An 11,772-nucleotide genomic window follows, 5' to 3' on the forward strand; every position below is an offset into this window, starting at 1 on the left:
AACTTTATTTAAATATAAAAAACATAATCTATATACCTAAAATAAGTAATTCTATCCATTTAAATAAAAATATTACTATATGAATAATAAATAATTGAATATTACTCATTCAATTTATTTTTAAAAATTTAAAACTTTTAATTATTAATTTATTAAAATAAATAAAAACACTTTTTCATTTATTAAAATAAATTAAATTATTTATTATATAGACTAGGAGCCCATAATTTAGGATCAACATCATCAAATTGAGCTCTTATAAATTTATTCTTCATCTTCCAGGGTACTGTACAATCAAATATTGTTTTACAAGTACTACCTTTGATAGAAAGGTATGGATTATAATCAGGAGATTGTGAAGGATCTAATATATGTCCTGTTATATTAGGTAAAAATATAGTATCTATATTTGATTGATAACGTGTCTGCATTGCCCACATAACATCATTAGTATCGAAAATATCTACATCCTCATCAACAATTATTATATTTTTTAATTCTCGATAAATAGCAAAAGCATTTATTGCTGCCTGTTTTACATTACAATCATCAGATAAACTTAACTTTTTAACTTGAAGTATAGCAAGAAGCTTACCTCCCCCAGCACTATGTGCATATACATTTTGTAATAATCCTGGTAAAGCCTCTTCAATAGCAATATAGATACTAGCTTCAGTAGGTAAACCAGCCAAATTAACGTGTTCTTCTCCAGGACCTACTAATGTCTGTAAAATAGGATTTTTACGAGTTGTAATAGCTTTAACTTTAATTACTGGAAGAGATGTATTTGCATTCCCGTGGTAACCAGAGAATTCAGGCATTGCTTTACCAGTATGAGTATGCTGATCTTCAGCTATTCTTATATAAGGTAATATTTCTCCTTCAATAACAACTTCTGATTTAGATATACAATACTCATTTATAGAAATACATTTTGTTAATTCAATTGGTTTAGCTCTTAATCCACCTGCAATAGAAAGTTCATTAAATCCAAAAGGTGTAGTAGGTGCTTCAAAACTTGCACTAATATAAATAGCAGGATCTAAGCCCATATTAATAGAAATAGGTAACGATCTACCTAGAGCTTCAGCTCTTTTCCTAAAATCATCAATATGCCTATTTGGGGCAAAAAAAATAGATAGTTCATCCTTTCCTTGAACACAAAGCCTATGTATAGTCACGTCTGATTTATTTTTATCTATAGGATCTGACCCAAGTATTAATCCCATACAAAAAAATGGTCCTGCATCTTCACGAGTATTTGTAGGAGCTGGCAATATTTTACGTAAATCAAAATCTACATTATTTGCCTTATAGACTATCTCTTGACATGGAGCTTTTTTATGACTAGTAATTATAGGAGGAATAAAATATCGCTTAGCAGAGGCCAGTTGCTTACCTAATTCTTGCTCTGATGCACCTAATAACAAACTAACACGTCGTCGCGATGCTAACATCCCAACTAAAATACGTGATGTAGGATAGCCTTCAATCTTATTAAACATCATTGCAGGTCCAATCTGAGTAGGTCTTATTACTGTACCGCCAGCACCAATTATTTTATAAATACCTGCTAATTGAGCATGTATGTTTACAGGTAAATCTGTCGAAATATATTCATTAGAATATTTTTTCAAATATGCTATAGCACTTCTAAGATCATCGATAGGAGGTATAGCCCATCCTAAAGGATGTATTTCATCTTTATTAATTAAAATATTTTGTTTATTATTTTGCATATCTTATTTTCTTTTTAATTTATATTAAAAAATATTATTTTAAATTTAATTTATTTATTAAATTAATTCATAATTGATAACTATTAGATTGATTTAATGAAAAATTTAGTATTACATACTTAAAAAATAATTTTGATTAATCAAAATTATAAGTTTGAATTTAAAGAAGATAATAAAAATATAAAAATATAAAAATATAAAATACTATGATAATTTATTTGGTAAATTTAAAAAATAAAAATTCAAGTAAAAAATAAAATTTTAATCATTATTATCTAATATATAAATATATTAGATAAATATTCTATAACTAGGCTGATTTATTTAGAATAATTCATTACTAACCTTATAATAAAAACTCGATAAATTTAAATTATGAATTTAATAAGTTATATTTTTATAAAGTGAAGTATGGTATAGTAGTAGATCTTAAAAGTAGGCAAGCTCGTAAACCAAAAGCAACATCTGAGTTAGGAAAAAGAATCCACGGCGCATCATTATTAATTCGCCAAATATGATTATCATCATATGCAATAATATATCCAGGTTTTAATTGAGTAAAATTTTTGATTTCTGGTTTTAAATTTAATCTAAAATTATCTTTAGTTTTAATAATACTTTCTACAACTAAAAACCACCTAATTATTTTTTTTATTTCTTTTATAAAATTATCACCAGAAATTAATGACTTTATTGCAAATTCTATTGATTGAAAAAGTGTTAGGTTATTTAAACCAAATGATTTAGCTTTACCTAATTCAATTGTACAACTTTGAACCCCAAAATGTTTACTAAGATAATAACTAAAAGTTCCATTAGGAGAATTATGTTGCACTATAGCATTTAATTTACAAGAAAATAATAATTCAAAAAAACTTTTATTATATGAATTAGCATTGTGTGGAAGTAAAGCAAACTGTTTGAAATATGAATCACGAATAGTTGTATGCATATCAAGGTGATAACATGGTATATTATCATATAATGAAATATTATCCAAAAATTTTTGAACAGCTTCTTTAAGAAGATTAACACATTGCACTTCATTTATTGATTTTTCTAATTTTTCATATTGATTATGATTAAAAAACAAACGATTCATATCGCTATGTATGTAACGTTTACCTAATTTAATAGCAGGTAAATTACCAAATATAATAAGTAATGCACAATTGAGTCTTTGTGTATTTTTACTAAGCGATGCTATTAATCTAGCAAGTAATTCAATTGGAGCTGTTTCATTTCCATGAATGCCAGCTGATAAAATGACAGCTTTCTTAAACCCTACACTTGGTAGTAACTGTAAAATACCTTCCCCTAAATAACTAACTTTTATTTCTATTGGAAAAGAAATCTTACTTAATTGTAAATTAAGTAATTTTTTTAAAATTTTATTCATTTTTCCTTCTTTAACATTGAAAATCATAAATATTACCAAGCATTAAAATTTGTGTTAATTCATCTAAAGCTTCATAACTTTCTTTTAATAACTGAAGATCAAAAAAATCATTACTATGTAAACGATCACGATAGTATTTTTGTACCCATTGAGTAAGTTGTTGATATCGATCTTCTGTAAGTAAGCTACCGCTATTTACTGCAGCTAATTCATTTTTATTTAATACTACTCGCAATCGCAAACAGGCAGGACCTCCTCCATTTCTCATACTTTCTTGTAAATCAAATGGTTGAATTTCATTAATTGGACACGATGGATCTTTAGTTAAATTAATTAAATAATTCCATACATTTTTATATTGTTGACATTCTTCTGGAATGACAATCATCATTTTTCCATCTTGCTTCGTTAACAATTGGCTATTAAATAAATAAGAATCTATAGCATCTTTTATTTTTATTTCACGATCTGGAACTTCAATATTAATAAAAGAAAACCCTAATACCTTACTTTTATCTTTTATTTTTTTTAATAATTTCTCTTGTTCAAGAAAAGAATATTGATGATGAAAAAATATATTTTGATTGCTTACTGAAATAACATCATTATGAAAGACTCCATAATCAATAATAATAGGATTTTGTTGAGCAAATATAGTATATTTTAAATTAAGTTGATGTAAACGAGATACTGCTTCACAGGCTTCTAATGTTTGACGTGCTGGATAAAATTGTGGTTCAATTCCTTTGGTAAAAGCTTTACGACCATATACAAAAAGTTGAATTCCTTGATGAGTATATTCGCTACAAAAACGATTATGATTTGCAGCACCTTCATCAGAAAAGTCACTTTGCTGTATTAAAGAATTATGATGGACAAAATAAGAATTATTATTAAAAGTAGCACGTAAAATAGCAGCTGTTACTGGTGCTTCTAATGAACGATGTAGTTTATTATTAAGGTTTGCTACTGTAAAATGTATTTTACCATCTGCACTATCTGCAGATGGCGATACAGTTGCCGCATTTGCAGCCCACATAGATGATGCAGAACTCAGTGCTGAAAGTAAATGGGGAGATACTTTTGAAGCATATTGTAAAATTTGCGCATCGTTACCTATGAATCCTAATTCACGTAATGCATTAATATTGGGTCTTGGTTGTGGCGGTAAAATCCCTTGAATAAACCCTCTATCAGCGAGTAACTTCATTTTTTTTAGCCCTTGCAAAGCAGCTTTTTTAGGATTCGATAATTCATTGCGATTGTATAATGATGCTTTATTGCCTAAAGATAAACCAGCATAGTGATGAGTGGGCCCAACTAGTCCATCAAAGTTTGCTTCAAAATTTAACATAAAAGCCTCAATTACTATTTAATCATTAAAAAGGTAAACCTGGTGAAGGAATTGATGGTAATGTTAATGATTCACTTATAAGTGAAGCCATAGGCCAAGCACAGTAATCAGCTGCATAGTAAGCTGATGGACGATGATTACCAGATGCTCCAATACCTCCAAAAGGAGCTTTACTAGATGCACCAGTCAAAGGTTTATTCCAGTTAACTATACCTGCACGCCCTTCATTACTTAAACGATTAAAAAGTGATAAATCTGGTGAAATTAAGCCTATAGCTAATCCATAACGCGTAGAATTAGCTATATGTATTGCTTCGTCAAAATCTTTATAACGAATAATAGTTAATAATGGACCAAAGTATTCTTCATCTGGAATATTTATTCCAGTGACATCAATTATTCCTGGTGTTAATATTGTAGACATATTATAGGGTTGAGTCATTTCTAATAAACTGATTGCTCCTAGTGATACAAGATTTTGCTGTGTTTTAAGTAACAAATTTACTGATTCTAGAGAAATAACACCACCCATGAATGGTTGTGGTTCTTGATTCCACTTACCTATTTGTATTTGTTTGGTTACTTCGATTAGTCTACTTATTAATATATCTCCTGATGAACCAGATTTAACTAATAATCTTCTAGCGCAGGTACATCTTTGTCCTGCAGAAATAAAAGCTGATTGAATTATAAGTTGAATAGCTGCATTACAATTAGAATAGCTATCTACAATTAAAGCGTTATTTCCTCCCATCTCTAGTGCAAGTATTTTTTCTGGTTGCCCTGCTAACATACGATGAAAATACAATCCTGTTGCCGCACTACCAGTAAATAGTACACCGTTAATATAAGGATTTTCTAATAATATTTTACCTGTTTCTTTTCCACCTTGAATTAAATTTAATACTCCATTCATAAGATTTGCTTTTTGCCATATACGTACTGTCATTTCTGCGGTAGCAGGAGCAAACTCGCTAGGTTTAAATATCAATGTATTGCCAGCAATAAGAGCAGGAATAATATGTCCATTAGGTAAATGACCGGGAAAATTATATGGACCAAACACAGCCATTACTCCATGAGGTTTATGACGTAATAGAGCTTTCCCATCTTGTAATATTGTTTCACTAAAACCAGTTCTATTAATCCATGCCTCTTTAGATATATCTGCTTTATTAATCATTGATTGTACTTCTATGCGTGATTCCCATAAAGGTTTACTAGTTTCTTGAGAAATGATTTGAGCCAGTTGTTCTCTATGGCTGTCTAAACAAGATGCAAATCGTTTAATACTATCGAGTCGTTCATTGAATGTATAATTAGACCAAGAATAAAATGCATGGTGTGCTGCAAGGCAAGCTATTTGTACTTCTTTGATATTAGCACTTTTTGCTTTCCAATAGACATGTTGATCTTCAGGAGATAATTTAGTTAAATATGATCCACTACCTAAAAGCCATTGACCTGAAATAAAATGTGCACGATGACTCATATTATGATGTCCTATGGATATAGTGTAATAACACGAATTTTATCATTTTCATTAACACGTAAATATTTACGTTGAATATCATTTAACTTGATCATACTTTTATTATCTTCTGTCTTTAGTAAAATTGCAGAAAAATCTTTAAAACGATCATTGGATACTATCGATATACATGGAATATTTATAGAATTTAGTATATTATATATTTTATTAACAGTTACTATTTGACTATCACGAATAGTTCTTATCATATTGGTTTCTGCTTCTAGAACTGGGCCAGCATCAAAAATATCGATGGTTCCATTCCAACTAAAGCCTTCTTTTTCTAAAATAGAACGAGCAGGAACAGTATGAGGATGTACCTTTCCAATAGCTTGTTGAGCAAGTATAGGTAAAAGTGATACATAAATTGGGTATAAAGGCATTAGTTCTGCAATAAATGTTTTCATTCCAATTCCTGTCAATTTATCAGCTTCTGCAAAAGGAATATCAAAAAAATGATAACCTAAGGCATCCCAAAATGGAGATCTTCCTTGATTATCTATTATACCTCTCATTTCAGCAAAAATATGAGATGAAAAGATATGAGGATGTGCTGCAATAAATAAAAATCTAGCCTTTGATAAAAGTAGCCCATTACGATTTTTTTGATATCTTGGATCAAGAAATAATGTACAAAGCTCACTATGTCCAGTTTGATCATAATTAAGCGTTAAAAGTTCTATATTTTTATATACATTAAGTTGACGAGAAGCTCTAACTATACGTTGAATTCGAAAATTATAAAATGGTTCATCTAATCCAACCGCTGCTTCTATAGCACTAACTCCTACTACACGTTTTATTAAAAGATCTTCTAGTACAAATAAAAAACGTTGTTGTGAGCGAGGTAAATTTCCACTAAAAGAGGCAATACTATTGTTAATTTTAGTTTTTAAATAAGAAACATTATAAGGTAAAGATGTAAGCCCAATTCCAGCTCTAGCAGCAAGGTCAATAATATCTGAAAGATCTCTTTCTTGAACAGGACGAAACAACATACAGTATCTCCTGTTTTAACTATTTAGACGTAAAATAGCACGTTCTAGCCTTATAAAACCTTCTTGTAGGTCGCTAAAAGGAATATTTAATGCAGGTGTAAAACGTAGTACGTTAGGACCAGCAATTAAGGCAATAACTCCTTCTTCAGCTGCTAAATTTATTAATTTTTTTGCCTGATTTTTCCAAGATATTGCCAGTTCTACTCCTATTAGTAATCCCATACCTCTTATCTCTTTTAAAAAATTATATTTCTCTTGTAATTCATTTAACCGTTTAATTATCCATGTATTGCGTTTTTTAACTCCTAGAAGCAGTTCTTGAGTTATTTGAGATAGTACATTATTAGCTACTGTAGCAGCCATAGGATTTCCACCGAAGGTGGTACCATGTGTTCCAGGTTGAAAGACCTGTGCCCACGCTTCTTTTGTTAACATCGCACCAATAGGAAATCCGCCTCCTAATCCTTTAGCACTGGTTAGGATATCAGGTTCTACTCCATATTCTTGATAAGCATATAATGAACCAGTACGTCCTACTCCAGTTTGCACTTCATCAAAAATCAATGTAACGTTATATTGGTTACAAAGTTCACGTAATCCTATTAAAAAATAATTATTTGCAGGATATACTCCACCTTCACCCATAATAGGTTCTACTATAATTGCACAAGATTGTTCAGAGATATGATTACTGACAGCTTCAAGATTATTGTAAGGTAAATGAGTAATATTTATAGGCAATGGTCCATAATCATTTGAATATTTGGGCTGTCCTCCGACTGTCACTGTAAATAATGTACGACCATGAAAAGATTTATTGAAAGCAATAATTTCACTTTTATTATGACCATAGTTTTCTAAAGCATATTTTCTAGCAAGTTTTAATGCAGCTTCATTTGCTTCAGCACCAGAATTACAAACAAAAATTTTATCAGCAAATGTAGATTTTACTAATGTTTTTGCCAATTTTAAAACAGGTTCATTAGTATAACCATTCCCAATATGCCACAGTTTATTAGCTTGTTTTTGAAGAGCTTCAATTAGTTGTGTATTTGCATGTCCTAGAGAATTAACTGCAATACCACCAGCAAGATCAATATAATTTTTTCCTTCTTGATCCCATATTTGTGAACCTTTTCCTTTAATAGGGATAAAAGGTGCAGGATAAAAACAAGGAATCATATATTTATCAAAATCTGTTCGAGTATATTTTTCTGACATTATTACTCCTTTTAAAAATCAATTAATAAATCTTTGTTTATCTAAAATAAAATACAAAATTAGTTAAATAAAAATTATTTTTTATTTACATTCTAATGAAATTATTTAAGGAAGATATTAATGAATAGTATGAATACTTTAGAGATACAATATAAAAATATTTTTTTATACTCATCTCACATTACAATATTATTATAATGTATTTGATATATTACTAAATTAATAAATTATTAACTTTAAAAGGATTTTAAAAACTAGCATAATTCGGATGATATATATATTTATTAAAAGTAATATATATACGTAAAAAATATATATTAATAATATTTTTTTACAAAATATAAAAATGTTTGTTGTTTAGCTTCAAAACACTATACTTGTCATAATTTGATTAGTGATAAATTTATTTCATCTCAGAGTATAAAATCTCCAATCTATTGCCAAGTAAATCTATTTAACCATTTCTTAGAAGGTTTTTATGGATAAACTCTCTTACGCATCAGATAGTAACACTTCATCATGGACAACTTATCTCCGCCAAATTGATCGTGTTGCTCCTCACTTAGGTGAACTATCTCGTTGGATAAATACTTTACGTCATCCTAAACGTGCATTAATTGTTGATATCCCATTACAAATGGATAATGGTACTATTTGTCATTTTGAAGGATATCGTGTACAACACAATCTTTCACGTGGTCCTGGAAAAGGTGGTATCCGGTATCATCCTAATGTTGATTTAAATGAAGTTATGGCACTATCAGCATGGATGACTATTAAATGTGCAGCTGTTAATCTACCTTATGGCGGTGCTAAAGGTGGTATTAGAGTTGATCCTTTCTTATTATCAGAAGGTGAACTTGAACGGTTAACACGACGTTATACTAGTGAAATAGGAATTATTATTGGTCCACAAAAGGATATCCCAGCGCCAGACGTAGGTACTAATGGAAAAGTAATGGCTTGGATTATGGATACTTATTCTATGAATCAAGGAACAACTGTTACAGGCGTTGTAACTGGTAAACCTATTCATTTAGGAGGTTCATTAGGAAGAGAAAAAGCTACTGGTCGAGGAGTATTTATTACTGGTAGAGAAGTCGCTAATCATATAGGGATAAAAATCAAAGGTAGTACAGTAGCAATACAAGGTTTCGGTAATGTAGGTAGTGAAGCAGCACGTCTTTTTTCTGAATTTGGAGCTCGTGTTATAGCTGTTCAAGATCATAGTACTACGTTATTTAATGAAAAAAGTATTGATATAGCTGCTTTAATTGATTGGCAAAATAAAAATCGTAAAATTGCTGGTTTTAAAGGAGCAGATGAAATAAAAGAAGATGATTTTTGGAATGTACCTATGGATATCTTTATTCCTGCAGCATTAGAAGGACAAGTTACACCTGAAAGAGCTAAAAATATAAATTGTAGATTGATTTTAGAAGGAGCAAATGGTCCTACTTATCCAGACGCTGATGATGTTCTTATACAGCGGGATATTACTGTCGTTCCTGATGTTGTATGTAATGCTGGAGGTGTAACAGTAAGTTATTTTGAATGGGTACAAGATATGGCTAGCTTTTTTTGGAGTGAAGATGAAATTAATTTACGAATGGATAGAATTATGATAGAGGCTATGAGACAAGTATGGGATAAATCGATTAAAAATAATTATTCTTTACGCACTGCTGCTTATGTTGTGGCGTGTGAACGTATTCTTATGGCTCGTAAAGATAGAGGAATTTATCCAGGTTAAAAATATATGAAAATTGTTTTCGTTTAATGCTTAAAATTAATTTTAAAAGTTGGTTAGCTAAACTAACTAACTTTTATTTGGAAATATTTTAATTTTTTTATATAAAATTTAGATGAAACATAATTCTCAATAAAAATTGAGTTTTCTTGCATAATAGAAAAAGTATAATTCTTTTATTACTCACCATAGCTTATAAATAAGCTATGGTGAGTAATAAAAGAATTATACTTGATTTACGTACTTTAATTTAATAACTATTAAAGTATTAACTTCTTTTCTATTAATTTAGTTTTAATAAATTTTTAAGATCTTCTATAGAAATTCCAAGTTTATTAAAAAGATATATTTTTTCTTGAAATTGTAGATTCATACGCTCTAGTTTTGCTATACAATCTGATAATTGTAAATTATTTATTTTAATATTTTTAGGGAATGTTAGCTTTGGATGTCGGTAATGTATATGGAAATATACAGTATTTCCTTTATGAACTTCGCTGTAATCTAAATATCCAATATCTTTTAATTGAGTCATAGCACGTCGAACTGTTTGATTTTGTGAAAATACTGGGGAGCGAAGATTAAGTCTTTTACGTAATCTTACAAGAGAAATAGGAACTGGATTTTTAGGTAAACTTTCAATATATGTATAAAGAGCTTGTGCAGACTCTCGTCTTTTAAGTACATTAATTGCTTTTAACTGTAAAAGAACTTTTCGATCAAATTTATATAATTCAAATAATTTAGGATCTGCCTGTAATATCACAATGTCTTTTTTTGTATCGTAATAGGCAGACTGTACTAGATGAGTAATATACTCTTTACTATATTCATCTATATTGCTAGTGAAGGATATAGTTGTACTAGCTATCCGCTTTAATGATGGACTAATACGTTCTCTTAATTTTTTTGATAATCGACTAGATGGAATTCCACATAATTTAGCAAAATCAATAAATGGTAATTGAACTTTATCTCCAATAATTTTATTTTGATACTTTGAAAAAGAATGGATAATACCAATCCAAGTCTTAAAATCATTATCCATATCTAAGCGAGGTCCTACAATTTCCACTTTCTCAAATCCTTCAGCTTTAGCCAAATAAAGACGAGTAAGTTCTTCTGTAGCATCGATGGTAGTAAACGTTTTATTTTTAACGTTTTTTAAAGATTTTAGTGTTGGAACGAACACACCAAGCCTCATTAATGCAACTGGCTGAACGGTATTATTTGAATTTGGTGTAAGAATAATAGTTTCTTTAGAAAATTTTTCCTTTTCTTGAAATAAACTTGTTAAGTTACTATTTTCTCTTTCTCTATATATAGGTATTTTCATCTTAGTTAATATTTTTTTTAAAAAAAATAAATAAATTCAAATATATCAATAAATTTAAATTATATTTTTCCATATATTTTTATCCTAGAAACTAGGGAAAAAAAATTATCCACAATAAAGTTTTTTTTACTCATTATAGCTTATATTTTTTACTCATTATAGCTTATATTTTACTTACTATAGCTTATATTTTACTTACTATAGCTTATACGAAGATATCCTTATCCCAAGTGTGATAAGGGTTACAGCGAACCTGGATCTATATTGGATCTATATTGGATCTATATTATATAGATCTATTCAGTGGATATGTGCATAACTTTATTTAAATATAAAAAACATAATCTATATACCTAAAATAAGTAATTCTATCCATTTAAATAAAAATATTACTATATGAATAATAAATAATTGAATATTACTCATTCAATTTATTTTTAAAAA

General features: G+C 29.1%; 8 protein-coding genes. 1 reads left to right on the forward strand and 7 read right to left on the reverse strand.

Annotation, left to right across the window (positions count from 1 at the left end; genetic code table 11):
• Window positions 1-197: 197 nt before the first annotated feature.
• The 6 genes from FD728_RS04605 to FD728_RS04630 all read right to left on the reverse strand — a co-directional run bounded on the left by FD728_RS04605 (window position 198) and on the right by FD728_RS04630 (window position 8,242).
• Entirely contained in the window at window positions 198-1,739 is a 1,542-nt protein-coding gene (locus FD728_RS04605) for a UbiD family decarboxylase (RefSeq protein ID WP_159935297.1), read from the reverse strand.
• Between the two features lie 397 nt (window positions 1,740-2,136).
• Window positions 2,137-3,165: a succinylglutamate desuccinylase gene (gene astE / locus FD728_RS04610; protein ID WP_159935299.1), complete on the reverse strand. Its 1,029-nt coding sequence runs from the start codon at window positions 3,163-3,165 to the stop codon at window positions 2,137-2,139.
• Window positions 3,149-4,492 carry an N-succinylarginine dihydrolase gene (astB, locus tag FD728_RS04615; protein WP_159935301.1) on the reverse strand — a complete coding sequence of 448 codons (1,344 nt, stop codon included), beginning with the start codon at window positions 4,490-4,492 and terminating at the stop codon, window positions 3,149-3,151. The genes astE and astB overlap by 17 nt, the downstream gene beginning before the upstream one ends.
• Before the next feature lie 25 nt (window positions 4,493-4,517).
• Window positions 4,518-5,984, reverse strand: a complete 1,467-nt coding sequence (gene astD / locus FD728_RS04620; protein WP_159935303.1) for a succinylglutamate-semialdehyde dehydrogenase — start codon at window positions 5,982-5,984, stop codon at window positions 4,518-4,520.
• 11 nt (window positions 5,985-5,995) lie between these two features.
• Window positions 5,996-7,021 carry an arginine N-succinyltransferase gene (astA, locus tag FD728_RS04625; RefSeq protein ID WP_159935305.1) on the reverse strand — a complete coding sequence of 342 codons (1,026 nt, stop codon included), beginning with the start codon at window positions 7,019-7,021 and terminating at the stop codon, window positions 5,996-5,998.
• Between the two features lie 15 nt (window positions 7,022-7,036).
• Window positions 7,037-8,242, reverse strand: a complete 1,206-nt coding sequence (locus FD728_RS04630) for a bifunctional succinylornithine transaminase/acetylornithine transaminase (RefSeq protein ID WP_159935307.1) — start codon at window positions 8,240-8,242, stop codon at window positions 7,037-7,039.
• Window positions 8,243-8,720: 478 nt separating this feature from the next.
• Between FD728_RS04630 and FD728_RS04635 the strand changes: the two genes are divergently transcribed.
• A complete protein-coding gene (locus FD728_RS04635) occupies window positions 8,721-9,995 on the forward strand; it encodes a Glu/Leu/Phe/Val dehydrogenase (RefSeq protein WP_159935309.1) in 1,275 nt (424 codons plus the stop codon).
• A 280-nt stretch (window positions 9,996-10,275) separates the two neighbouring features.
• Here the strand turns inward: FD728_RS04635 and FD728_RS04640 are convergent, their stop codons facing one another.
• Window positions 10,276-11,328: a RepB family plasmid replication initiator protein gene (locus FD728_RS04640; RefSeq protein ID WP_159935311.1), complete on the reverse strand. Its 1,053-nt coding sequence runs from the start codon at window positions 11,326-11,328 to the stop codon at window positions 10,276-10,278.
• Window positions 11,329-11,772 lie beyond the last annotated feature (444 nt).

This window comes from Pantoea sp. Aalb, assembly GCF_009829985.1.
In the GTDB taxonomy this organism is placed as follows: Bacteria; Pseudomonadota; Gammaproteobacteria; order Enterobacterales; family Enterobacteriaceae; genus SZZU01.

What these genes read in the sequence shown, in the direction of transcription:
- FD728_RS04605 (WP_159935297.1), bottom strand. Translation starts at nt 1,739, where the DNA reads ATGCAAAATAATAAACAAAATATTTTAATTAATAAAGATGAAATACAT.
- FD728_RS04630 (WP_159935307.1), bottom strand. Translation starts at nt 8,242, where the DNA reads ATGTCAGAAAAATATACTCGAACAGATTTTGATAAATATATGATTCCT.
- FD728_RS04640 (WP_159935311.1), bottom strand. Translation starts at nt 11,328, where the DNA reads ATGAAAATACCTATATATAGAGAAAGAGAAAATAGTAACTTAACAAGT.
- astD (WP_159935303.1), bottom strand. Translation starts at nt 5,984, where the DNA reads ATGAGTCATCGTGCACATTTTATTTCAGGTCAATGGCTTTTAGGTAGT.
- astA (WP_159935305.1), bottom strand. Translation starts at nt 7,021, where the DNA reads ATGTTGTTTCGTCCTGTTCAAGAAAGAGATCTTTCAGATATTATTGAC.
- FD728_RS04635 (WP_159935309.1), top strand. Translation starts at nt 8,721, where the DNA reads ATGGATAAACTCTCTTACGCATCAGATAGTAACACTTCATCATGGACA.
- astE (WP_159935299.1), bottom strand. Translation starts at nt 3,165, where the DNA reads ATGATTTTCAATGTTAAAGAAGGAAAAATGAATAAAATTTTAAAAAAA.
- astB (WP_159935301.1), bottom strand. Translation starts at nt 4,492, where the DNA reads ATGTTAAATTTTGAAGCAAACTTTGATGGACTAGTTGGGCCCACTCAT.